Annotated in this window: 19 protein-coding genes and 1 tRNA gene; 4 read left to right on the top strand and 16 right to left on the bottom strand. The window is 71.6% G+C overall.

The features are described 5' to 3' along the window. Positions 1–49: 49 nt before the first annotated feature. The 7 genes from secE to gabT all read right to left on the bottom strand — a co-directional run bounded on the left by secE (position 50) and on the right by gabT (position 7391). Positions 50–325: a preprotein translocase subunit SecE gene (gene secE, locus M3667_RS13240; RefSeq protein WP_144832746.1), complete on the bottom strand. Its 276-nt coding sequence runs from the start codon at positions 323–325 to the stop codon at positions 50–52. 42 nt (positions 326–367) lie between these two features. Then, positions 368–440 (bottom strand) — tRNA-Trp (locus M3667_RS13235). A gap of 240 nt (positions 441–680) precedes the next feature. Further along, positions 681–2042: an NAD-dependent succinate-semialdehyde dehydrogenase gene (locus M3667_RS13230; protein WP_251508660.1), complete on the bottom strand. Its 1362-nt coding sequence runs from the start codon at positions 2040–2042 to the stop codon at positions 681–683. Positions 2043–2064: 22 nt separating this feature from the next. Beyond that, a complete protein-coding gene (locus M3667_RS13225) occupies positions 2065–3624 on the bottom strand; it encodes an APC family permease (RefSeq protein WP_251508658.1) in 1560 nt (519 codons plus the stop codon). Next, positions 3621–4493, bottom strand: coding sequence for a universal stress protein (locus tag M3667_RS13220; RefSeq protein ID WP_251508656.1), 873 nt, complete (start codon positions 4491–4493; stop codon positions 3621–3623). Before M3667_RS13220 ends, M3667_RS13225 begins: the two co-directional genes overlap by 4 nt. After that, a complete protein-coding gene (locus tag M3667_RS13215) occupies positions 4490–5950 on the bottom strand; it encodes an NAD(P)/FAD-dependent oxidoreductase (protein ID WP_251508654.1) in 1461 nt (486 codons plus the stop codon). The genes M3667_RS13220 and M3667_RS13215 overlap by 4 nt, the downstream gene beginning before the upstream one ends. Positions 5951–6041: 91 nt before the next feature. Then, positions 6042–7391, bottom strand: coding sequence for a 4-aminobutyrate--2-oxoglutarate transaminase (gene gabT, locus M3667_RS13210; protein WP_251508652.1), 1350 nt, complete (start codon positions 7389–7391; stop codon positions 6042–6044). 92 nt (positions 7392–7483) lie between these two features. Between gabT and M3667_RS13205 the strand changes: the two genes are divergently transcribed. After that, positions 7484–9019: a PucR family transcriptional regulator gene (locus M3667_RS13205; RefSeq protein WP_251508650.1), complete on the top strand. Its 1536-nt coding sequence runs from the start codon at positions 7484–7486 to the stop codon at positions 9017–9019. Positions 9020–9038: 19 nt separating this feature from the next. Here M3667_RS13205 and M3667_RS13200 read toward each other — a convergent pair whose 3' ends face one another. After that, on the bottom strand, positions 9039–10517 hold the full coding sequence (locus M3667_RS13200; protein WP_251508648.1) for an XRE family transcriptional regulator: 1479 nt from the start codon (positions 10515–10517) through the stop codon (positions 9039–9041). 129 nt (positions 10518–10646) lie between these two features. Here M3667_RS13200 and aceA point away from each other — a divergent pair, with 129 nt between their 5' ends. After that, positions 10647–11963: an isocitrate lyase gene (gene aceA / locus M3667_RS13195; RefSeq protein ID WP_251508647.1), complete on the top strand. Its 1317-nt coding sequence runs from the start codon at positions 10647–10649 to the stop codon at positions 11961–11963. Between the two features lie 266 nt (positions 11964–12229). Next, on the top strand, positions 12230–13927 hold the full coding sequence (gene aceB, locus M3667_RS13190; RefSeq protein WP_251508646.1) for a malate synthase A: 1698 nt from the start codon (positions 12230–12232) through the stop codon (positions 13925–13927). 52 nt (positions 13928–13979) lie between these two features. Here the strand turns inward: aceB and M3667_RS13185 are convergent, their stop codons facing one another. Genes M3667_RS13185 through M3667_RS13150 form a run of 8 tightly spaced genes read right to left on the bottom strand, consistent with a single transcriptional unit; the run spans position 13980 to position 22942 of the window. Further along, positions 13980–15326, bottom strand: a complete 1347-nt coding sequence (locus M3667_RS13185) for an AMP-binding protein (protein ID WP_251508644.1) — start codon at positions 15324–15326, stop codon at positions 13980–13982. Then, positions 15319–15927, bottom strand: a complete 609-nt coding sequence (locus M3667_RS13180) for a phosphohydrolase (protein WP_251508641.1) — start codon at positions 15925–15927, stop codon at positions 15319–15321. Before M3667_RS13180 ends, M3667_RS13185 begins: the two co-directional genes overlap by 8 nt. Beyond that, positions 15920–17737 carry a VWA domain-containing protein gene (locus M3667_RS13175; protein WP_251508639.1) on the bottom strand — a complete coding sequence of 606 codons (1818 nt, stop codon included), beginning with the start codon at positions 17735–17737 and terminating at the stop codon, positions 15920–15922. The genes M3667_RS13180 and M3667_RS13175 overlap by 8 nt, the downstream gene beginning before the upstream one ends. Next, entirely contained in the window at positions 17734–18375 is a 642-nt protein-coding gene (locus M3667_RS13170; protein ID WP_251508638.1) for a potassium transporter Kef, read from the bottom strand. The genes M3667_RS13175 and M3667_RS13170 overlap by 4 nt, the downstream gene beginning before the upstream one ends. Then, the gene (locus M3667_RS13165) at positions 18372–19943 is read right to left on the bottom strand and encodes a MoxR family ATPase (protein WP_251508636.1); all 1572 of its coding nucleotides are present in this window, start codon (positions 19941–19943) and stop codon (positions 18372–18374) included. The genes M3667_RS13170 and M3667_RS13165 overlap by 4 nt, the downstream gene beginning before the upstream one ends. A gap of 9 nt (positions 19944–19952) precedes the next feature. Continuing rightward, positions 19953–21023 carry an AAA family ATPase gene (locus tag M3667_RS17060; protein ID WP_251508634.1) on the bottom strand — a complete coding sequence of 357 codons (1071 nt, stop codon included), beginning with the start codon at positions 21021–21023 and terminating at the stop codon, positions 19953–19955. Then, on the bottom strand, positions 21016–21621 hold the full coding sequence (gene pnuC, locus M3667_RS13155; RefSeq protein ID WP_251508631.1) for a nicotinamide riboside transporter PnuC: 606 nt from the start codon (positions 21619–21621) through the stop codon (positions 21016–21018). Before pnuC ends, M3667_RS17060 begins: the two co-directional genes overlap by 8 nt. Before the next feature lie 25 nt (positions 21622–21646). Beyond that, positions 21647–22942: a chloride channel protein gene (locus tag M3667_RS13150; protein ID WP_251508630.1), complete on the bottom strand. Its 1296-nt coding sequence runs from the start codon at positions 22940–22942 to the stop codon at positions 21647–21649. A 79-nt stretch (positions 22943–23021) separates the two neighbouring features. On the opposite strand from M3667_RS13150, the gene M3667_RS13145 reads away from it, so the two are divergent. Continuing rightward, positions 23022–24221 (top strand): pyridoxal phosphate-dependent aminotransferase, encoded by a 1200-nt coding sequence (locus tag M3667_RS13145; RefSeq protein ID WP_251508629.1) that lies wholly within the window; start codon positions 23022–23024, stop codon positions 24219–24221. The last annotated feature ends 246 nt before the right edge of the window (positions 24222–24467 follow it).

The raw sequence follows: 24467 nt of genomic DNA, 5'->3' as shown, positions 1-24467 counted from the left end.
TCCGTTCAGAGGCGGCCGCTCCAGGCGCCGCGCGTCCGTCCAGACGCGGTCAGGCGCCGGCGGTACCGGGGACGCCGAAGACGGCGGTGGTGATCCACACGAACAGCACGTCGAGGCCGTAGACGATCGCCATCATGACGACGACGAACCCGAGGACGACGGCGGTGAACTTCAGGAGCTCCTGCCGCGTCGGCGTGACGACCTTGCGCAGTTCTGCGAAGACCTGACGAATGAAGAGAGCGATCCGCGCGAAGAAGTTCAGCTTCTTCTCGCGGGGCGCGCCGCGGTCTGCGACGATCTCGCCCTTCGCTTCTTCCTGCGTCATCGAACCACCTAGGTCTGTCTGTGTGCCAGCGTGCGCTGTGCGCAGGGCGGACAGGAATCGAACCTGCAACCTGCGGTTTTGGAGACCGCTGCTCTGCCAATTGAGCTACCGCCCTAAGATCCCGACGGGATCCAGGATTCGAAACCGACATGCGTTCCGCCTGGAATCTCTCGGGGAGGGATGCCGCGTGCCCGGGGGCACGGCGAAAGAATGCAGATTTCGACTGCACTCCCCAGTCTATGTCATGAGGTCGGACCTGGCGAACCGAGCCGGGCCCACCGGGCATGTCGCGGAGCGCGCCGCACCCCTCGGTCGCAGCGCATGCGAGCGCGCGGACCGAGGGGTGCGGTGGGGGTCACGCCGAGCGGATGAGCTTCTTGTTGACGAACTCGTCGGCCGCCAGCAGGCCCATCTCGCGCGAGGTGCCGCTGCGCTTGACGCCGCCGAAGGGCAACTCGGGCGAGTCGGCGAGCACGAGGTTGACGTAGACCATGCCGGCCTCGATCTTGTCGGCGATGCGCTGGGCCTGCTCGGCATCCGTGGTGAACACGTACGAGCCCAGGCCGTAGCCGGTGTCGTTGGCCAGTTCAACGGCCTCATCTTCCCCCGAGACCCGGTAGACCACCCCCACGGGGCCGAAGAACTCCTCGCCGTAGGCGTCCATGTCCTTGGTCACCCCGGTGAGGACGGTGCCGGGGTAGAACGCCCCGTCGCGCTTTCCGCCGACCTCGACGGTGGCGCCCTGCGATTGCGCGCGCTGCACCTGCTCGTCGAGCCGCTCGGCCGCGGTGAGCGACGAGAGGGGCCCGAGCACGGTGTCGTCGGCGAACGGGTCGCCCACCTTGGCCTCACCGAGGGCGGCGGTGAACTTCGACAGGAAGCCGTCGTACAGGTCGTCGGCGACGATGAAGCGCTTGGCCGCGTTGCACGACTGGCCGTTGTTGTCGAGACGGGCGTCGACGGCCGCCTGTACCGCGGCGTCGAGGTCGTCGGTGGACAGCAGAATGAACGGGTCGGACCCGCCGAGCTCGAGCGCGACCTTCTTGAGGTTGCGGCCGGCGATCTCGGCGACGGCGGCACCGGCGCGCTCGGAACCGGTGACCGAGACGCCCTGCACGCGACGGTCGGCGATGATGTTCGCCGCCTGGTCGTTGGTCGCGCGGATGTTCACGTACGCGCCCTCGGGCAGCCCGGCGTCGCGGTAGATCGCCTGGAGCGCCTCGGCCGACTCGGGGCACTGCGGAGCGTGCTTGAGGAGGATCGTGTTGCCGACCGCCAGGTTGGGCGCCGCAAAACGGGCGACCTGGTAGTAGGGGAAGTTCCACGGCATGATGCCCAGCAGCACGCCCAGCGGCGAGCGGCGGATCACGGCGGTGCCCTCGGCCAGGATGTCGAGCGGGGTGTCGCCGGTGATCTTGTCGATGTTGTCGGCGTAGTACTCGGTGATGTCGGCCGCGAAGTCGACCTCGCCGAGGGCGGCCTCCAGCGGCTTGCCCATCTCGCGCACGATGATCGCGGCGAGTTCGTCGCGGCGCTCGCGGTGCAGCTCGGCGACGCGGCGGATGGCCGTGGCGCGCTCGGCCGGGGCGGTCGCCGCCCACACGCGGTAGCCCTCGTGGGCGGAGGCGATGGCCTCTTCGACCCCGGAGTCGCTCAGCGTGTCGTACTCGGCGAGGGTCTCGCCGGTGGCGGGATTGACGACGGCGTAGTCGCTCATGGTGCTCCTTTTCGTTTCGTTGTCAGGTCGTGCGGCGACGGCGGGCGCTGGCGGGCGCCTCGCGTCCCAGGGTCTCACCGCGGAAGAAGCCGGGGCTCTTCACGCGCTGGGCGATCATGAGGACGATCCCCACCACGATGATGACCACCGTGATGACGAAGACCAGGCCCACTCCCCCGATCTCGGAGCCCGAGCCGTAGTCGGGGCTCGCGCTGTCGATCAGCGTCGTGACGAAGAGCACCGCGAGGATCACTCCGCCGATCAGCGGCGCGAGCAGCGTCAGGAAGACGTTGCGCACCGAGTCGAACCATTGCTTGCGGAAGTACCAGACGCACGCGAAGGCCGTGAGGCCGTAGTAGAAGCAGATCATCGCGCCGAGGGCCGTGATGGTGTCGGTGAGCACGTTCTCGCTGAGCACGCGCATGACGGCGTAGAACACGGATGCCACGATGGCCGACACGATGGTGGCGTAGCCGGGCGTGAAGAAGCGCGGGCTGACCTTCGCGAACTTCGCCGGCAGAGCGTCGTAGTGCGCCATCGCGAGCAGAGTGCGGGCGGGGCCGACGAAGGTCGCCTGCAGCGATGACGCGGAGCTGGTGAGCACGGCGAGCGAGACGAGGAAGGCGAGGGGCCCGAGGATCGGACCCGAGAGGTGGAAGAAGACGTTCTCCTGGATGTCTTCGTTGCCCAGGCCCAGTTCGCCCGTGCCGTTGCCGGCGAACATCAGCAGCGCGACGGCGATGAACAGGTACAGCGCGACGATCAGGAACACCGTGACGGTGGCCGCGCGACCGGGGGTCTTGTCGGGATCCTTCGTCTCCTCGTTCATCGTGAGGATGACGTCCCACCCCCAGAAGATGAAGATCGACAGCGAGAGCCCGGCGGCGAATGCACTGAACGAGTCGACCTCGAACGGGTTGAACCACGACAGCTGCACGGGGCTCGCATCGAACGCGTTGCCGTTCGTCATCTCGACGACCGCGGCCCCGGCGAACACCAGCAGCACGAGGATCTGGAAGCCGACGAGGCCGTACTGCAGACGCTGGGTGGTCTGCAGGTCGCGGTACGACACGATCGTGGCCAGCAGCATGAACAGCAGGCACACGGCGATGTTGATCGGCACGACCCGCGTGAGCTCGGCGATCTCGGCGTTGCCGCTGATCTGCGCGATGAGCAGGAAGAGGAAGTCCACCGCGATGCCGGCGAGGTTCGACAGCACGATCACGGTCGCAGCGATCAGACCCCATCCGGCCATCCAGCCGACCCAGGGCCCGAAGGCGCGGGTCGCCCACGTGAACGAGGTCCCGGCATCCGGCATCCGCGAATTCAGTTCGCGATAGCCGAGGGCCACCAGCAGCATCGGGATGAACCCGACGAGGATGATCGCGGGCACCTGGAACCCGACGGCCGAGACCGTCGGACCGAGGGCCCCGGTGAGGGTGTAGGCGGGGGCGATGGTCGAGATGCCGATGACGACGGCGCCGATCATGCCGATCGAGCCGACCCGGAGCCCCTTGTTGGAGATGCCGGTGGTGACGGCGCTGTCGGGTGCGGGGCTCGCCTCGTTGCGAGATGTGGTCATGAGGAGGTCTCCGAGGTGCGGGGCACCACGATCATGGGAACGGGCAGGGCGCGGAGGATCCGCCCTGCGGTGGAGCCGAGGAACAGCCGGCGCGGCTGGGCCAGCCGGCTGGAGCCCACGAGGGCGACTTCGCCCGGCATCCACTCAATGCGCGACACGGCGTCTTCGATGTCGGAGCCCGCGCCGACGACGGCCTCGGCCTCGATCTCGGCCGGGAGGGCCGTGCGGACCGACTCGAGCACGCTCTCGGCGTGCGCCTGACCGGTCAACCGGGTCAGCGACGCGTCGACGCGCCCCGGCAGGTCGACCCCCGCGAGCGAGAGGAGTCGCAGCGGAACGTTCGCCCGACGGGAGACGGATGCCGCGGTGTCGAGCAGCACGTCGGCTCCGGGACGGGTGCCGATCGCGGCGGTGATGCGCGGGAGCCCCCCGGCGGGATCGACGTCGCGCGCACCCTCGGGCGCGAGGGCGACGGGGACGGGAGCGGAGTGCACGAGCTCTTCGGCCGTCGTGCCGAGGCGGTGCCGGCCGCGCGGCCCTCCCCCGCCGGTGCCGACGACGATCACGGCCGCACCGAACTCCTCCGCCGCCGAGACCAAGCCGCCGGAGACGGACGACGCGAAACGCACGTGACCCCGGATGCCGGGATACGGCGCCAGCGCTTCGCGCAGCCAGCCGCGGGCGGTGTCCTGCACGAGCCGCTCGTAGCCGGCATCCGTCGGGATCGACACGTTGTTCTCGGCCGAGGGCAGCACGACCACGACGTGGACGGAGGTGTCGAGCGCGGCACCCAGTCGCGCCCCGAGGGCGAGGGCGTCGGCGCCCGCGTCGGTCGCCGTGTAGCCGACGACGACGCGGTCGCCGCTCATCCGCGCGTCCGCTCGAGGATCTCGTCGGCAGCGCGGTGACCCTGACGGATCGCTCCGTCGACGTGCTGGTAGCCCGCGCCGGCCATGTCACTGCAGGCGAGGTGGATCGCGCCGACGGGCTCGCGCAGGTCGGCGCCGTAGCGGTGCAGACCGCCCATGTCGAAGCTCGCGGCGTAGGCGCCGCGCGTCCACTCCTCGGTGCCCCAGTCGCTCTCGTAGTAGACGACGGGGTTCTTCGCCTCGGGTCCGTAGTAGTGCGACAGCGACTCGAGGATGCGCTCGCGGCGCTCCTCGGCGCTGAGACGGAAGACGTCGTCGGCGTTCTGGTCGGACACGAAGCCGACCAGGGTGCCGCGCTCGTCGCCGTGGTTGGTGTTGTCGTAGGCCTCATGCACGAGCTCGTAGGGGCTGAACGCGGTGCCCGACAGACCCTTGTCACGCCAGAACGGCGTCTCGTAGACGGCGTGCACCTTGATGACGAAGCCCATCGAGATGTGCTGATGCATCTGGTGCTGCACGCGCGGCAGGGGCGGCTCGAACGAGATGCGCGAGTAGAGCACGGGCGCGAGCGCGAGGATCGCGAAGCGGGCACGCACCGTGACGCCGTCGGCGACCACCGTGACCCCGTCGGTCGAGGACTTCGCCGCCTCCACGCGGGCGGTCAGCGCGCGCAGGTCGGCGACGCGCTGACCCGTGGCCGCGTCGGCGGGGCCCGCGGGGGTCGCCGACGCGGCGCCCCAGACGATGCGGCGCACGGGCTGGTTGAGGATTACGTCGTCGCCGAGGCGCTCGGCGAGCAGCTCGGGAACCTGCTGGAGGCCGCCGGCGACGCGCTTGTCGAGGATGAAGTCGGCGTCGACGAGGTTCGAGTACGAGCCGGCGGAGGCCGCCATGAGCAGCGACTGCAGCAGCGAGAAGGTGTGCGTGGGCTTGGTGAGCATCGCCGAGCCGGTCGCGAAGGCGAGGTTGCGCACGGCCTCGTCGTCGTCGGTCTGCTCGCGCAGCCACGCGTCCCACGAGATCTTGTCCCACTCGGCGGCGTTCGGGTGCTCCCACGGCTTGTCGGGGTCGATCTCGGCGACCATCTGATCGAGACGGGCGGTGATGTCGTCGATCACCTTCTCGGTCTCGGGCGCGACGGGGAACATCTCGCCGGTGAAACGCTTGGTTTCGCCGTCGGGCCCGACGTAGACGCTGTCGCCCTCGCGGTAGCGGCTGTAGGTCTCGAGCCCCAGGTCGGCGACGGTGTCGATGAGCGCCGTCTGGTCGGGCGAGACCCACTGGCCGCCGAGCTCGAGCATCGCGCCGTCGACCACGTCGGTCCACAGGCGCCCGCCGACGCGGTCGCGCGCCTCGAGCACGACGACCGACAGTCCGGCCGTGCGCAGGTCGTTGGCGGCGGTCAGGCCGGCCGCGCCGGCTCCGATGACGACCACGTCTCGGGTGATCTCGTCCATGAAAGCGTCCTTAGGTTTGTCGTTCGAAGTCGGAAAGTGTGGCCCCGACGGCGGCGGGCTCTCGGGTCTTCCGCCGCCGTCGGGACGCCTGTCAGCTGCGCGCGAGGGCCGCGGCGACGACGTCGAGGCCCTCGGTGAGCAGGTCGTCGCCGATCGACAGCGGGGGCAGGAACCGGATGACGTTGCCGTACGTGCCGCAGGTGAGCACGATCACGCCTTCGGCGATCGCGGCCTTGGCCACCGCCGAGGTGAGGGCGGCGTCGGGGGCGCCGGTGGCGGGGTCGACGAACTCGGCCGCGATCATCGCGCCGTGGCCGCGCACGTCGCCGATGCGCGGGTCGTTCTGCTGCATCTCGCGGAGGCGACCGAGCAGCACCTCGCCGATCTCGCGGGCGCGCTCGACGAACCCTTCGTTCTCGAAGGCGTCGATCGAGGCCAGGGCGGCGGCGCAGGCGATGGGGTTTCCGCCGTAGGTGCCGCCGAGTCCGCCGGTGTGCGTGGCATCCATGATCTCGGCGCGGCCCGTGACCGCCGCCAGTGGCAGACCGCCGGCGATGCCCTTGGCCGTGGTGACGAGGTCGGGGACGATGCCGAAGTGCTCGCTGGCGAACATCGCACCGGTGCGGGCGAAGCCCGACTGCACCTCGTCGGCGATGAAGACCACGTCGTTGTCGCGGCACCAGTCGACGATCGCGTTGAGGAAGCCGTCGGCGGGGACGATGAACCCGCCCTCGCCCTGGATCGGCTCGATGATGACCGCGGCGAGGTTCTCGGCGCCGACCTGCTTCTCGATCAGCGAGATGGCCTTGGCCGCGGCATCCGGTCCCGAAAGCCCGTCGCGGAACGGGTACGACAGCGGAGCGCGGTAGACCTCGGCGGCGAAGGGGCCGAAGCCGCTCTTGTACGGCATGTTCTTCGCCGTCAGCGCCATCGTGAGGTTGGTGCGGCCGTGGTACGCGTGGTCGAACGCGACGACCGCCTGACGACCGGTGAACTTGCGGGCGATCTTGACGGCATTCTCGACCGCCTCGGCGCCGGAGTTGAACAGCGCGCTCTTCTTCGCGTGGTCACCGGGGGTGAGGCGGTTCAGCGCCTCGGCGACGGAGACGTACGAGTCGTACGGCGAGATCATGAAGCACGTGTGGGTGAACGCGGCCACCTGATCCTGCACGGCCTTCACGACCGCGGGGTGGGCGTTGCCGACGCTCGTGACGGCGATGCCCGAGCCGAGGTCGATGAGCGAGTTGCCGTCGGCGTCGACGACGACTCCCCCGCCGGCTGCGACGGCCTGGATCGGCACGGTGTGGCCGACTCCGGATGCCACGGCGGCGGCCTTGCGCTCGAGGAGCTCCTGCGAGCGCGGGCCGGGGATGGCGGTGACGAGGCGGCGCTCCTGCGGAAGGGTCGGACCGCCGACGAGGGGAAGGGTGTCGAGGCTCATGGCGGCGATGCTACGGACGCCGCCACACGGCCCGCACTCTCCTGCCTGTACAGTCGCATGCGCCCTCATATACGTCTCGTACAGGAGAATCCATGGCCGACAGCGCCGTCGCCCCGCCGAGCCTGCGCGCCCTGCTCGCCCGTACCGACCTGCGCCTGCGCCTGGTCGTCGACGAAGCCGAGCTGCCCGCCGGCAGCATCGACCGGGCCGTGCGGTGGGTGCACTCCAGCGACCTCGCCGATCCCACGCCGTTCCTCAGCGAGGGACTCGTGCTGCTGACCACGGGCACCCAGTTCGCCGACGCCGCCCCCGCCGACTACGACGCCTACGTCGGACGCCTGCTCGCGCGCGGGGTGCGCGGACTGGGCTTCGGCACCGAGGTCGTGCGCGAGGGCATTCCGGCGGGACTGTCGGCGGCGTGCCTGGCCGGCGGGATGCCGCTGTTCGAGGTGCCCTACCGCACCCCCTTCATCGCGGTGGCTCGCGCCGGCGCCGAGGCCATCGCCGCCGAGTCGTACGCCCGGCGCAGCTGGTCGCTGTCGGCCCAGCGCGCGGTCTCGCTCGCGGCCCTCCGCCCCGACGGCCTGTCGGCGACCCTCGCCGAACTCTCGCGGCAGCTGGACTGCTGGGTCGGACTGTTCGACGCGGCCGGCACCCTGAGCACCGAGCACCCTCCGGGGCGACTCGCCTCCCCCGCCCTCGACGTCGTCGCCGCCGAGGTCACCACGATGCTCCGCCGGGGAACGCGCGCCGCGTCCACCGTGCGCCCGAGCGACACCTCGGTGACCCTGCAGACCCTGGGCCGCGGCGGGCACCTCCGCGGCGTGCTCGCGCTCGCGGCCGACGACCTCGACCACGAGGCGCGCAGCGTCGTCACCGCCGTGGTCGCGATGGCCGCCCTCGCCCTCGAGCAGCAGGACGGACTCGGTCGGGCCATCGGCACCTTCCGCGCCGGGCTCGTGCAGTCGCTCGCGACCGACGATCCCACGCTGGCCCGACGCGCGGGCCGCGACCTGTTCGGCCCGCTCCCGACCGCGCCGGTCGTGGTGGCGGTGACGCCCGCGGCATCCGCCCGCTCCACCGCCCTCGCCGAGTGGCTCGAGCTGCGCGCACAGGAGCGCCGCGGCGAGGTGTTCTTCGGCCGCGGCGACGACGGCCTCGTCATCGTCGTGCCCGCCGGCGCGCGCGACACGCTGGCCGAGGTCGCCGACCGGTTCGAGATCGTCGTCGGCTGCTCGGCGCCCACCGGCTACGACGCCTTCTCGGCCGCCCTGACCCAGGCCCGCACCGCGCGCGACCGGCTGGCCACGCCCGGCGTCGCCGACTTCGCCGACACGGCGCGAGCGGGACTTCTCGCCGCCCTCGGCTCCGAGGCCGCGCGCGCCGTCGCCGCCGGCGCACTGGTTCCGTTGCGCACCTACGACGAGGCGCAGGGCTCGGCGCTGCTCGAGACCCTGGACGCCTGGCTCGCCCACGACTGCTCGCACGAGGCGACCGCTCAGGCCCTCGGCATCCACCGTCACACCGTGCGCGCCCGCGTCGCCCAGGCCGAGCGCGTGCTCGATCGCGACCTGTCGTCGTTCGGCGCGCGCGCCGAGCTGTGGGCGGCGCTCCGGCTGGCCGAGTAGGGCGGGGCGGGTAGCCCCCTTACCCGCGCGGGGCGTGCGCCTCGAGGAACTCGTACATCTCGGTCGTGTCCACGCCCGGGAACGCCCCAGTCGGCAGGGTCGCCAGCAGGGTGCGGGGCGTGCGCACGTTGGGCCAGGCCTGACCGCGCCACGCGTTCTCCAACGAGGCGGGCGCCCGGCGGCAACACGTCTCGACGGCGTGCCGGGACACCCCACGATTGGGGGTGTCGCGGCCGCGGAACCACCGCGTGTCGTCGAAGCGCACCCCCACGCTCACCGAGTGCGCGCCCTCGCTCGACTGCTCCACGCGCGCGGTGCACCAGTAGGTTCCGTTACCCGTGTCGGTGTACTGGTAATACGGGTTGAACCGGTCGTCCTCGTCGAAGACCACGCGGCTCGTCCAGCGCCGGCAGCACATCTGTCCCTCGATCGACCCGAGGCGATCGGTGGGGAAGTTCACGTCGTCGTTCTCGTAGGCCTTCGTGATGGTGCCCGACTCGTGCACCTTCAAGAAGTGCACCGGGATGCCGAGGTGCACGGTCGCCAGGTTCGTGAAGCGGTGCGCGGCCGTCTCGTACGACACCGAGTAGGCGTCGCGCAGGTCTTCGATGCTGATCGTGCGCCGCTCCTTCGCCTCACGCAGAGCCGGAACGACGTGCGCCTCGGGCATGAGCAGGGCCCCGGTGAGGTAGTTCGTCTCGACGCGCTGGCGAAGGAACTCGTCGTAGCTCGTCGGCTCGCCGTGGCCGAGCATGCGGCTCGACAGCGCCTGCAGCACCGCCGCACGGGGGTCGCCCTTCGCGACCTTCGTCGACAGGTACAGTCGGCCGTTCTTCACGTCGGCGATGCTCCGCGTCGACGAGGGCAGGTCGGGCACGTAGTGCAGCGTGAAGCCGAGGTGGGCGGCGATGTCGCTCGCCCCGCGCTGGGTGAGGGGACCGCCGGGGTGCTCGATCGCGGTCAAGATCCCGGATGCCGTGCGCTCGAGGTCGGGGAAATGGTTGTCCTGCGTGCGCATGAGCCGGCGCAGCGCCACGTTGGCCCGGCGCGCCTCTTCGGGGGTCGCGGAGCGCTCCTCGCGGAGGCGCTCGATCTCTCCCTGCAGCGCGAGCATGGCCGAGAGCACCTCGTCGGGGACCGATCGGCCGACGCGGAACGGCTCGATGCCGAGCGCCTGGAAGGTCTGCCCGCGCATCGCGCGCTCGACCGAGATCTCGAGCGCGGCGCGCGCGTCGAGGGGCTCGGCGTCGAGGATCTGCTCGAGCTTGCACTTCAGCGTCCGCGCGATCGCCTGCAGCAGGGTGAGCTTCGGCTCGCGCCGACCGTTCTCGATCATCGACATCTGGCTGGGCGCGCGACCGACCGCCGCGGCGAGCTCGTCGAGCGTGAGGCCGCGCGCGGTGCGCAGCTGGCGGATGCGACGGCCGATGGTGAGGGTGTCCACCTCGTCATCGTCGAACGGGAGGGATGCCGAAGAGGTGGAGACGCCGGTGTCCATACGTCATGTTCTCACCGGAACAGAAGATCGCGCGATCTTCACACGAGGAATCCTCTCGGAGGGGCTTGTTCTTCGCCGACAGTGGTGTCCACGGGGCACCGCAGCCCCGGCATCCGAAGGAGAACGCTCATGACGATCCAGGCCACCCCCGCCCAGCAGCCCCTGCGCCCCGGCGATCAGACCGAGACCGCCGACGAGATCCGCGCCGCGTGGGAGAACGACCCCCGCTGGGACGGCATCGAGCGCACGTACTCGGCCGACGACGTCGTCCGTCTCCGCGGCAGCGTCCGTGAGGAGTCGACCCTCGCCCGTCGCGGGGCCGAGAACCTCTGGAACCTCATCCACACCGAGGAGTACGTCCGTGCCCTCGGCGCCTACACCGGCGGGCAGGCCGTGCAGCAGGTGCGCGCGGGACTGAAGGCCATCTACCTCTCGGGCTGGCAGGTCGCCGCCGACGGCAACCTCGCGGGACAGACCTACCCCGACCAGAGCCTCTACCCCGCCAACAGCGTGCCCGCGGTCGTGCGCCGCATCAACAACGCGCTGCTGCGGCAGGACCAGATCGAGCGCGCCGAGGGCGAGATCACCCAGGACTGGCTCGCCCCGATCGTCGCCGACGCCGAGGCCGGGTTCGGCGGTCCGCTCAACGCCTACGAACTGGCCCAGTCGCTGATTTCGGCCGGAGCCGCCGGCATCCACTGGGAAGACCAGCTCGCGAGCGAGAAGAAGTGCGGTCACCTCGGCGGCAAAGTGCTGGTGCCGATCCAGCAGCACATCCGCACCCTCAACGCCGCGCGCCTGGCCGCCGACGTCGCGGGGGTGCCGACCGTCATCATCGCCCGCACCGACGCCCTGGCCGCCGACCTGCTGACCAGCGACGTCGATCCGCGCGACGCGGAGTTCCTCACCGGCGAGCGCACGAGCGAAGGCTTCTACCGCGTGCGCCCGGGCCTCGACGCGGTCATCGCCCGCGGACTCGCCTTCGCGCCCTACGCCGACCTCATCTGGGTCGAGACGGGCGAGCCCGACATCGAGCTCGCGCGCCGCTTCGCCGAGGCGATCCACGCCCGCTACCCGGGCAAGAAGCTCGCCTACAACTGCTCGCCGAGCTTCAACTGGAAGCGCCACCTCGACGACGACCAGATCGCCACGTTCCAGGCCGACCTGGCCGCCCTCGGCTACGCCTTCCAGTTCATCACGCTGGCCGGCTTCCACGCCGTGAACCACTCGATGTTCGACCTCGCCCGCGGTTACGCCGAGCGCGCCATGAGCGCGTACGTCGAGCTGCAGGAGGCCGAGTTCGCCGCCGAAGCGAACGGCTACACCGCCACGCGCCACCAGCGCGAAGCAGGCACCGGCTACTTCGACGTCGTCTCGACCGCGCTCAACCCCGACAGCGCCACGCTCGCCCTGGCCGGCTCCACCGAGACCGCGCAGTTCCACTGACCCTCGCCCGCTCCCGCCCCACCCCCTCGTCCCACTTCTCGCTGTGCATGTCCCACTTTTGGCTGCCTGGGCCACCCCCAGGCCGCCACTTTCGGGACATGGTCCGAGATGCCCGACCCGGCGCGCACCCCGCGCCGCGGGCCCCCTCCCACCCCTCGTCCCACTTCTCGCAGAACATGTCCCCCTTTCGGCTGCTTGGGCCACCCCCAGGCCGCCACTTTCGGGACATGGTCCGAGAAGCGGACGCGCCACAGAAAGCCACGATCATGACCCTCATCGACACCTCTCCCCCGCCCACCGCCGCGACCCCGCCGACCACGACGACCCGCGCGAACGCCGAAGGGCACCGGATGCCGAGCACCCCGGCATCCGCCCCGCACCTGCGCCTCGAGCGGCCCCTGCACGGGCGCGAGGGCGAGATCCTCACCCCTGCGGCCCTCGCTTTCGTCACCGAGCTGCACGACCGCTTCGCCCGACGCCGACACGACCGGCTCGCCGCACGCCTGCGCCGCCGGTTCGAGATCGGCACGGGCGACGACCCGCACTTCCGCGCCGACACCGCGCACATCCGTGACGACCCGTCGTGGCGCGTGGCGGGCGCCGGCCCGGGGCTGGAGGACCGCCGCGTCGAGATCACCGGTCCCACCGACCCGAAGATGACGATCAACGCGCTGAACTCCGGCGCGCGGGTGTGGCTCGCCGACCAAGAGGACGCCACGAGCCCCACCTGGAGCAACGTCATCGGCGGGCAGCTGTCGCTGTTCGACGCGATCCGCGGGCAGCTGTCGTTCACGAGCCCCGAGGGCAAGCGCTACGAGGTCACCGCCGAGCGCACGCCCACGATCGTGATGCGCCCGCGCGGCTGGCACCTGCCCGAGAAGCACGTGAGCTTCATCGATCGCGCGGGGCGGGAGCTCCCGGCATCCGGGTCTCTCGTCGACTACGGGCTGTACGTGTTCCACAACGCGCACGCGCTGATCGCGGCGGGCCGGGGGCCGTACTTCTACCTGCCGAAGATCGAGTCGGCCGAAGAGGCACGGCTCTGGGACGACGTGTTCTCGTTCACCGAGGAGCGCCTGGGCCTGGCACACGGCACGATCCGCGCGACCGTGCTGATCGAGACGCTGCCCGCGGCGTTCGAGATGGAGGAGATCCTCTTCGCCCTGCGCGACCACTGCGCCGGGCTCAACGCCGGACGGTGGGACTACATCTTCTCGATCATCAAGACCTACCGCGGCCGGGGCGCCCGCTTCGTGCTCCCCGACCGCAGCGAGGTCACGATGACCGTGCCGTTCATGCGGGCCTACACCGAACTGCTCGTGCAGACGTGCCACAAGCGCGGCGCCTACGCGATCGGCGGCATGAGCGCGTTCATCCCCAACCGTCGGCGCCCCGAGGTCACCGAGGCCGCGTTCGAGAAGGTGGCCGCCGACAAGCGGCGCGAGGCCGGCGACGGCTTCGACGGCACGTGGGTGGCCCATCCCGACCTCATCCCGGTGGCGCGCGCCGAATTCGACGCGGTGCTCGGCGACGAGCCGAACCAGCTCGGGCGCACCCGCGACGAGGTGGCGGTCGACCCCGCCGACCTGCTCGACGTGCGCATCGGTCTGCCGGTGACCACCGCGGGTGTGCGGGGCAACGTCTCGGTGGCGATCCGTTACATCGAGGCGTGGTTGCGGGGCCTGGGCGCCGTCGCGATCGACGACCTCATGGAAGACGCCGCGACCGCGGAGATCTCGCGCTCGCAGATCTGGCAGTGGATCCACCAGGACCACTCCACGGCCGAGGGCATCGCGATCACCCGCGGCTTCGTGGAGGAACTGATGGCCGAGGTGCTCGCCGACGCTCCCCGGTTCGCGGGCGACCGCTTCGACGACGCCGCCGCGGTGTTCCGCGAGGTGGCGCTGCGCGAGGAGTTCCCCGCGTTCCTCACCCTGCCGGCGTACGCGAGGTACCTGGACTGATCACCGCATGCCGGAGGGGCGAGGGCCACGGGCCCCGCCTCTCCGGCATTCGTCAGCGCGCGGCGGACCGGAAGCGTCGGGGCTTGCCCTCGCCGAGGTCGGCGAGACGTTCGACGCGCTCGAGCTGAACGGGCTGATCGAGCAGGGCCCGCAGCGCCGCTGCGATCGCCGCCCCGTCGCCGCCCGCGATCGTCACCTCGAGGCCGCCGTCCGCTCTCTGCTCCACCGTCCAGCCGTGCGCGCCGTGGCTCTGCAGCTGCTGCGTGAGGTCGACCGATGGCACGCGCGCCCCCGCGGCGCTGACGAAGTCGGTGTGCTCGCGCCCCTCGAGGTCGGCGATGCCGACGCCTCCGCCGGGGAGGTCGACGAGCCGGCCGAAGTCGCCGGTGCGGTACCGCACGAGGGGCAGCAGGGGGTTCTCGCCCGCGGTCACCGTGATCTCGCCCATCGCGCCGTCGGACACCGGCTCGCCCGCGGCGTCGAGCACCTCCACGTGAACGCGCCGGTCGAGCACGCGGAACGGTCCGTCGTCGGTGCGCACCGCGATCGGCCGGGTCTCGTGCAGGCCGTACACGTCGAACACGGGACACGAGAAGGCGGCCTCGAGCGCGGCCCGCAGCGGCGCCGACAGGGCCATCGCCCCCGAGAACAGGGCGAGCGGGCGCACGACGGCCCGCAGCTCGGGGGTCAGCAGTTCGGACAGACTCGTGGGGTTGCCCGAGATCACCTGCGGATCAGCGTCACGCACGAACGTCGAGCGATCGGATGCCGCCCGCCAGGCGCCCCGATCGAGGTTGACCCGCGCCATGGCGCGCTGGGCGAAGCCGCTGATGATCGATACGTACGTGAAGGCCTGGCGCTGCTGCAGCACCCACATGAGCGCGAGCCGCTCGGCATCCGGCTCCCAGTCCACTTCCGCCTCGCGGACGAGGCGGACGAGCAGGTGGAAGCCGCGCGCCACCTCCTCGACGTCGTCGGGGATGACCAGCGCTGCCCCCGTCGACCCCGAGCTCGTGCCGTGCAGCATGCGGTCGAGGTCGGCGTCGAGGGGGACGAATGCCGAGACGTCGGCGACGAGATCGGCGCGCCCGATCAGCGGGAAATCGTCGAGGGTCCGCAGCCCGGTCATGCCTCGATAGAACGGAAGTCGCCGCGCGGTGTCGAGGTGCGCGTCGAGCCACCCGTCGACCGGCAGCGGCGTGCGCGCGCGGTCGACGGCCTCGGCCGAAAGGCGGTCCCCCGTGGCGTGCACCCACGCGGGGGCGGCGGGGTGCGTGCGCCAGCGCTGCAGCCGCGCGGCGCCGTCGGCGTCGAGGGTCGGCCACCGCTCGGCATCCGTCAGCACCGCCGCCGACCCCGGCCGGTACTCGCCGAGGGCGAGCGGGTCGTCGTCACTCACTCGAGTACCTCGCCGCGGCTTCCCGGGCTCGCGCTTCGGCGAGGCGGCGGGCGATCTCCTCGCGGTGGCGGTACGCGGCGTAGGCCTCGGCGAGCGCGGCGTTTCGGCGCAGCGAGTCGCGCGCGTCGAGGAGGGCGCGTGCGGTCTCGCGGTCTTCGCCGGCCGGCAGGAAGCCCGCCCACAGCAGGAAGGTGCGCGCCGCCTCTTCCCGCCGCTCGGCGTCGGCGAGCCAGTCGCGCGGATCGACCACGGGCGCGAGGCGCAGGGCGAGGGCGTCGATGGCGCGCGTCACGTCGCCGCCCGCCAGTGACGGGACGAACGGCTGCACGAGGTCTTCGCTCGCCACCACCCACAGACCGATCGCCGCGCCCGTGCGCACCCGCTCGTGGTCGGCGTGATCGACGGATGCCAGGGGGCGGCCCAGCACGTCACCGGCGAGCGCACGCAGCGAGACGTCGTCGTCGAGGAACGGGCGCGGCACGCTCGACAGGCGCGCCGCGATCTCGTCGACCCCGGGGCCGGGCCGGGCGCTCGCCCACGCCGTGTCTTCGGGCGGCGCGATCGCCGACCACGCGCTGAGCAGATCGTCCGCCTCAGCCACCGAGCACCTCCGCCAGTCGGGCGCACACCGCGGGTGCGTCATCCATCCGTTCGATGTACATCACGTCGTATCCCGCCCGCAGCGCCGGCTCCGCGACCCGGTGCTGTCGATCGAGCACGACGAGGGTCGCCGTGCTCAGCGTCTCGCGCACCCGGGGCGCGACATCGGCCCGGGCGGGGTCGCCGTCGCCGAAGAGCGAGGTCAGCCCGTCGTCGGAGAGCACGACGAGGTGACGGCGGTGCGCGGCATCCGGAGTTCCCCGTCCGGCGTACCTCTCGTCGAGCAGGTCGAGGGGGAAGGTCGTGCCACCGGCGAAGAAGTGGGCGAGGTCGGCGATCGTGCGGGCGGGGTCGCGGGAGTACTCCTCGTGGCCGGCGACCTGGCCGGGCCCCGAGAAGCTGGTCACGCGGACCCGTCCCCCTCCGCGCAGCACCGACAGCGCGAGGATCGTGCCCGCGAGCACGGCGGGCGAGCCTGTCTGCGGCTGCGGCATCGAGCCCGAGCTGTCGATGTAGAGGTCGAGATCGATGCTCGACGACACCGGCGGCGGGTCATCGGCCAGGTACGAGCGCCGCAGGGTCGTCACCCCCGGGACGACCACCCCGCCCGCCTGCAACGTCGCGGGCCAGTCGAGGTCGGCGAGGTCGTCACCGGTCTCCCAGCTCTCGAACGGTCCCGGAAGGTCGGCCGAGACCGCGCGCGGCAACCGCTGGGTGAACGGACGCACCCACCGCGTCGCCTCGGCGCGGTACCAGGCCGCGATCACGGCGGCCGGGTCGGCGTCGGCGTACAGCTCGAGGGTCTGCGCGATCCCGAGGGCCTGACCGGTGGACGAGCCCTTCGCCGCCGACGCGGCCGCGGCCCCCGCGGAGGAGGGGACGGCGCCGCTCAATCGCCGGTCCGACAGCACCCGACCGAGCTCCGAGGGGGTCGGGGCGGCGGTGTCGGCGGCGCAGGTGCCGCCGGGGAGCGAGCCCGCGCCGTCGGTGCGCGGATCGATGAGGTAGGGCGCGACCACGACGCCGAAGCGCAGAGCTCCGGCCACGGCGTCGCCCGCGAAGGTGCGCACGAGCGAGGCGAGCACGTCGGCGTCGAGGGCGGGACGCGTGACCGTCGCCTCGGCGAGTTCGTCGGACACGCGCTCGGCGGCCTTCCGCGCCTGCCGTAGCGCCTTCTCGGCGGCGCGATGCTCCGCGGCGATGCGCGTCCACGGCAGGTCCTGCTTCTGCTTCGGCGGGCGTCGGTCGGGCTCCGGCGGCTCGGGGTCGCAGAGGGTTCCGCCGGGCAGGTTCCACATCAGCTCGTACGTGCGCAGGTAGACCCACCACAGCGGGCTCGCCGACGAGCGCGACGCGCGGTACAGCTCCCGCGACAACCGCACGATGCCGGGCTCGCCCGCGCCGTCGCGCCGTCGCTGCAGGATGGCGACGCGCGTGTTGACGAGCAGGTCGGTCCACAGGTTCGACATCAGCGCGAGATCCTCGTCGCGCAGGGCGGGAGCACCCGCGGCCTGCAGCGCCCGGGCCATCTGATGCCGGATCTTCAGGGCGTCCAGGCGCGTGCTGGGGGCGAGCACGTGGTGCCCCAGTTCGTGCGCGAACACGCTCTCCATCTCGTCGGCTCCCCCGAGCCGCGCGACCATGACCGGATCGACCGTGACCACCGGCGGAAAGGTGAACCACGCGGGAGCGCCCTGCTCCTCCCCCGCGCCGGGAGCCATGCGGGCCTCGTGCAGCCGCACGCCCCACAGCCGCTGCGCCGCCTCCCACGCCTCCAGGTCACTGCCGACCGGCGCGGTCGTCGTGCTCACGCGGGCTCCGCGACATGGATCCACGCCAGGTACGAGTCGGCGAAGGTGAGGACGGATGCCGCACCCGCGGCGCCCGGCACGGGCTCGTCGTCGAGCGGACTCAGGCGCGACCCCCACGCGTCGGCGTCGATGCGCCACCACCGCTCCCCGGTGCGCACGGCGAACGCGCCGTCGGCGTCGAGCGGTCGACCGTCGGCCGGAGGCGCCGTCCACGCCCCGCCGAGGCCACGGAACCCCCCGACCGCGCAGACGTAGCCGTTGGCCTCGCGGCGGCCGGGCCACCAGTACCGGTCGGTGCGCTGCCGGTCGACGAAGGCGCCGAGGTCGGCGGCATCCATCCCCAGGGCGGCCGCCGCGGCTGCGCCTTCGCCGGATGACCGCGCCCGCTCGATGCTGCGCAGGGCGTCGTCGCGCAGCCCGAGCGCGCCGGCTCGCCAGCCCGCGATACCCGCGAGGGCGATGGGGTCGAAGCCCCCGCCGGCCGCGTGTCCCGCGGCGAACGACACCGCGAACCGCTCGGCCGAGCCGCCCGCCGCCTCGACGTTGCGCCCCGCCAGCGCCAGGTCGAGCCCCTCGACCGGCACCGGAGTGCCCACCGGCGGGGTGCGATCGGCGAGGTGGCCCGGGCGTCGGATCACGAACGCCCCTCGAGCCAGCGCAGGTAGGCCGTGTAGCGCTGGTGCAGGTACTTGAGCGCCATGAGGTCGTCGAAGTCGCGCCCATAGAGCTTGCCGGTTCCCGCGACGGTGCGCAGGCGAGCCTCGATCTCGGTGAGGCGCCGACCGGCCTCCACCGACCCGACGCCGTCGAGGCCCGCGTCGAGCTGCGCGAGCAGATCGCCGACGGGATCGTCGGTCCCGCGACCGAGGGCGTCGAACTGCCGGCACGACTCCGCGAACAGGTCGGCGAGCCAGCTCATCACGTCGGTGCTCAGCTCGCGCTCGGCGCCCACGTCGAAGCGCGGATGCGTGGGGTTGGGCAGCAGCTTGCCGCGCAGCACGAACGGCAGCATCGCACCCACGTCGGCGACCGACACGGCGTCACGGCCCCGGAACCAGGCGACGGCCTTGGCGTAGACGATGAGGGTCTGCAGCGCCCGCACCGACAGGCCGTTGAGGGTCTGCGCGCCCGGATCCGTCATGAGGTCGGCGCCGGAGTTCGCTTCGATCGCCTCGGCGACCCGGCCGCCCGCCGTGGTCACCGTGTCTTTCGTGCGGTACTCGAACCGGCGTCCGCCGCCCTGCACGAACTCGAAGTGGCCGAGGAAGAACTCCAGTCGCCGCCGCACCTCGGCCGGAACGGGCACGGCACGGATCGCCGCGCGCATCGCCGACTGCTCGTCGGGGGCGAACACGAGCTCGGCGGGCACGTGCTCCTCGGGCTTCTCGCCCGCTTCGACCCGGGCGACGAGCTCGTCGAGGAAGCGGCTGTTGAAGCCCGCGGCGGGCACGGTGACATCCATGCGGTCGCGCAGCGCCTGGATGACGGGGAAGGTGCCCCCGCCCGCGTCGTCGTTGGCGGTGAAGAACCAGCTCTCCACGCCCGAGTCCGGGGCCGTGCGACGCATCTGATCGTGGCTCTCGACGTAGCCCTCGGCCACCATCGTCAGCAGAGCCGACTGGGTCTTGGTGGGGATGCGGTTGTACTCGTCGACGATCTTGACCGGACGCGACAACCACTCGCGCCACGCGATGCCGATCTCGGCCAGGCTCGACGCGTTCATCAGGTCTCGCGGCAGCGGGATGCCGACGAGGTCGCTGATCGACAGCTGCGGCTGCCCCTGCTGCACGCCGCGGCGCACCTCCTCGGGCGTCGACCCGGCGAGCACTCCCATGAGCACCGCCACCGTGGTCTTGCCGCGGCCCGGGCCGCCGATGAGCAGGCACTTGCCGCCGACCGCGAAGCTGAGCAGCGGCAGCAGCACGTTCGAGGAGTACGACGGTTCGTTCGGCAGGGTGAGCTCGGCACCGGCATCGCCCAGCTCGAAGGTGAGCGGCCGCCCCGACGAGAACTCCACGTCGTAGTACGGCGAGATCACTGCGCGATTGACGATCCAGTAGTACGTCTGCCGGAGCTTCTCATCGAGCGGCGGCGCGGCCGGGGCGGGTGCCTCGCGGAAGAGGTCGGCCGCGGTGAGCGGGGCGACCCCGTCCGCGGCGTTCGATGTCGTGGGTGACTCGGAGAGCTTGTGCCAGCGGTCGACCATCGCGCCAGCCTAACGGCCGGCCCGGCGGCGGAGTTCCTCCTGCTCGGCGAGCGGCCGACCCTCCAGCGGAGCGGTGAACGACGTCGCCCGCGCCACCGCGGCGCGGACGGCGGGCAGGGCCTGGGCGAGCCGTTCGGCGACCGACCCGCGCACCTCGAGCCAGGGCACGGACTGCGCGGCGAGCACCTCGCGGAAACGCTCCTGCATGTCGGCGCGGATGTGCTCACCGTCGCGCATGCCGTCCTGTACGAAGGGAATCTCATCACCGGTCAGCACGTACAGCGCCGGCGGATGGGCGGCGGCGCGGGCGTGCAGTCGATCGGCGACGAACCCGACGTACCGCTCGTGCCAGAGGGCCGTCGCCAGCACGTCGGTGTCGCACACGAGCACCGGGATGGGGACCCGCCGCAGCGCCTCGTTCTCCCAGGCGATCTGCCGATCGACGACGAGGTCGAACTCGTCGCTGCGCCAGGGGGCGTCGAGCCCGCCCTCGCGCGTCTCGCTGAGCTCGCGTCCGTACTCCGGCACCCACAGCGTGCCGAGCTCCGCGGCGAGCGCCTCGGCCAGGGTGGTCGACCCCGTCGACTCGGCGCCCAGCACGACGATGCGCGCGGCGAGGTCGGCCCGTGTGGCGGGCGACAGCTCCGACCAGTGCGCCGCGAGATCCGCGCGGATCGCGGTGCCCGAGACGGGGTTGATCACGCGACCGGGGTCGACCTGCACCCACTCGGCCTTCAGGCGCCGCGCGAGCTCCGCGCCGTAGTCGTCGGAGGTGAACACCACGTCGGCGGGCTCGTCGAGCAGTCCCGCGATGGTCGCGGTGTGCGCGTCCCACGCGGTCGCGGAGGCGAAGTCGACGGGGGTGTCGTCGACGAGGTCGACCACGCGCACGCTCGGGTGCCCCTCGCGGATCCACGCGACCCTCCGCTCGAGCGGGATGTTCTCGACGGATGCCGCGATCACCTCGACCGTGACGCGGTCGCAGGCCCGCGCCGCCGAGCGGATCAGATGAGCGTGCCCGGCGTGGAAGGGGTAGAACTTGCCGACCACCACGCCGTGGCGGAACCGCCGCTCAGACACGCGCGTCCGCGGGCGCGGCGGCGGGACTCTCGCGCAGGACACGGGTCCATCCCCGCCACCCGCCGATGCACAGCACGACGAACAGGGCGTAGAGCGCGGCGATGATCCACAGGCCGGTCGCGATCGACAGGCCGACGAACGCGACGTCGACCGCGATCCACACGCCCCAGTTCTCGATCCACTTGCGGTTGAGCATGTACTGGGCGACGAGGCTGGCCGAGGTGGTCGCGGCATCCGCCACCGCCACCTGGGAGTCGGTGAACGTCGCCAGCACCCACGTCAGCACGGCGGTGCCGACGATCGCCACGGCGATCAACCAGGGCACCGCTCGACGTGGCGTACGGGCCACGTATCCGCGGTCGTGCTCGACGCCACGAGTCCACCGGACCCACCCGTGCACGCCGAGCACGAGGTAGACCACCTGCAGCGCGGCCGAGGCGTAGAGGCCCGCGGGGACGAACACCGCGAGGAAGACGACGTTGTTGGCGATGCCGATCGGATAGGTCCAGACGTTGCGCCGCGCGGCGAGCACCACGCACGCGGCGCCCGTCGCGAACCCCAGGATCTGCATCCACTCGGCCAAGATCCACTCGATCACCCGTCGAGCCTAGGGGCCGTCGGCGCTACGGTCGTGCGGGATCCATCGGCGCGAACGGGCGCAGGCTCTCGCGCGAGGTGAGCTTGGAGGCCACGAGCGACCCGGCCACGGCGAGGAAGATCGGCAGCAGCAGCGTGAACCCGGTGTTCGTGAACTCGATGATGAGCGCGATCGCGGTGAAGGGGGCGCGCATGTTCGAGGCGAGGAACGCGGATGCCGCGACGATCGCGAGCGCCGTGCCGTCGGCACCGGGCCACACGAATGCCCAACCGGCCGCGGCGGCCGCACCGAGCGCGGCACCGATCGCGACCGACGGCTGCAGCGTCCCGCCGATCGCGCCTGAACCGAGCGACACGGTCGTCGCGACGTACTTCAGCACGGCGAGAGCGATGAGCAGCAGGGCCGGCTGCGAGAGGTCGAAACCGGCGGTCGCCAGCGCGCGGCCGTTGCCGAGGATGAGGGGGAACGCGGCGCCGAGCGCGCCGACCGCGGTGAAGGTCAGGGGCAGGACGACCAGCAGCTTCCAGCCCTGAGGGCGGAAGCGCGACAGCTTCTTGGTGATCGTCGCGAAGCTCGTGGCACCCCATCCCATGAGGGGGCCGATGAGCACCGCCGCGACGATCAGCGAGGCGTTCACCTCGAGAGATCCCACCGAATACAGCGAGCCGTCGCCGACGAGAGGGCGCGCGACGAGCGTCGCGACGGCGCTGACGGTCAGGGCGACCACGGCCGCACCCACGCTGAACTGCGCGAGCAGGATCTCGACGGCGAACAGCGCACCGGCCAGCGGGACGTTGTAAACCGCCGCGAGACCCGCGCCCGCGGCCGACGCGATCAAGATGCGGCTCCACCGGGCATCCAGGCGGAACCACCGCACGATCTTCGAGCTCGCCATGGCCGACAGCTCGCGCGGGGCGACCTCCTTGCCGATCGACGCGCCCATGGCGACCGATCCCACCTGGATGACGGTGTCGGCGAGGGTCTCCCACCACGGCATCCGGGCCCCGTCCACCCCCTGCTCGACCGTGGCGAGCGTGCGGCCGAAGCGGCGCAGCAGATACCACCCGACGGCGGCGACCACACCGGCGCCGCCGACGGTGACGATGGGCAGCCACCACACCGACGGGTACGCCAGACCGTCGAGGAACGGACCCTCTTGGTGCCCCCATACGAGGTGCTCGAGGCTGTGCACGATCCAGACGAGCAGGAGCACCGCGAGGCCCGTGACCACACCGGTGATGAGGGTGGCGATACCGAGGCGGAGGAGCGTTGCCAATCCCCCGCGGCGAGAGCGCACGGGAGAGGCGGGAGCGGCGGTCACCCGGCCACGCTAGTGGAGCCGTGTTTCGGAGTCGTCACGGCCCTCGGCTCGGGCGGGCGCGAACAGTAGGCTCGGAACCGTGACTTCCCGCGCCCCGCTCTCCCGCAAGCTGTCCGCCATCGCCGAGTCCGCGACCCTCAAGGTCGACGCCAAGGCCAAGGCCCTCCAGGCCGCCGGCCGACCGGTCATCTCGTACGCGGCCGGCGAGCCCGACTTCGCCACGCCCTCGTTCATCGTCGATGCTGCAGCGAAGGCGCTGCACGACCCGAAGAACTACCGCTACACCCCCGCCGCGGGTCTTCCCGTGCTGCGCGAGGCGATCGCCGCGAAGACCCTCCGCGACTCCGGCCTCGAGGTCGCGCCCTCGCAGGTCATCGTGACCAACGGCGGCAAGCAGTCGGTGTACCAGGCGTTCCAGACGGTGGTGAACCCCGGCGACGAGGTGCTGCTGCCCGCCCCGTACTGGACGACCTACCCCGAGGCCATCGCCCTCGCCGACGGCACGCCTGTCGAGGTGTTCGCCGGCGCCGACCAGGACTACAAGGTCACGGTCGCCCAGCTCGAGGCCGCGCGCACCGACAAGACCACGGTGCTGGTGTTCGTCTCGCCGTCGAACCCCACCGGCTCGGTCTACACGCCCGAAGAGACCGCCGAGATCGGCCGCTGGGCCCTCGAGCACGGCATCTGGGTCATCACCGACGAGATCTACCAGAACCTCACCTACGAGGGTGTCCGCGCCGTCTCGATCGTCGAGGCCGTGCCCGAGCTCGCCGGACAGACCATCCTGGTCAACGGCGTGGCCAAGACCTACGCCATGACCGGGTGGCGCGTGGGCTGGATGGTCGGACCGGCGGATGCCATGAAGCTCGCCGGCAACCTGCAGTCGCACCTGTCGAGCAACGTCAACAACGTCGCGCAGCTCGCCGCCGCCGCGGCGCTCAACGGCCCGCAGGACGAGGCCGAGCAGTTCCGCCTCGCCTTCGACCGCCGCCGTCAGCTGATCGTGTCGGAGCTGTCGAAGATCGACGGCGTCGAGGTGCCCAACCCGCTCGGCGCGTTCTACGTCTACCCCGACGTGCAGGGCCTGCTGAACCGCACCTGGGGCGGCGTCACGCCCACCACCTCGCTCGAGCTCGCCGACCTCATCCTCGAGCAGGCCGAGGTCGCCGTGGTTCCCGGCGAGGCCTTCGGCCCGAGCGGATACCTGCGCTTGTCGTACGCCCTGGGCGACGACCAGCTGCTCGAGGGCATCCAGCGCCTCCAGCGCCTGTTCGCCTGATCCTCCACGTCCGTCGGGGCGGTCCCTCCTCCCCATCCCCCGCGTCTTTTCGCGTGAGGGGTCAGTTCTTGTCGCCCAGGTTCTGGTGGTCTCAGGTGGCTAGCGCAACACCGTTGATTAGTTCGGTCAGCATGGCATGTGGGCTGCGGAACTTGAGGGTTTCGCGTGGGCGGATGTTGAGGAGCCGTTGGGTTTCGGCGAGGTCGTCGTCGGTGACGGTATTGAAATCGGTGCCTTTTGGATAGA

The organism is Microbacterium sp. P26 (genome assembly GCF_023712585.1).
GTDB classification, from domain to species: domain Bacteria; phylum Actinomycetota; class Actinomycetes; order Actinomycetales; family Microbacteriaceae; genus Microbacterium; species Microbacterium algihabitans_A.
This window is presented reverse-complemented; position numbering and strand designations above follow the sequence as displayed.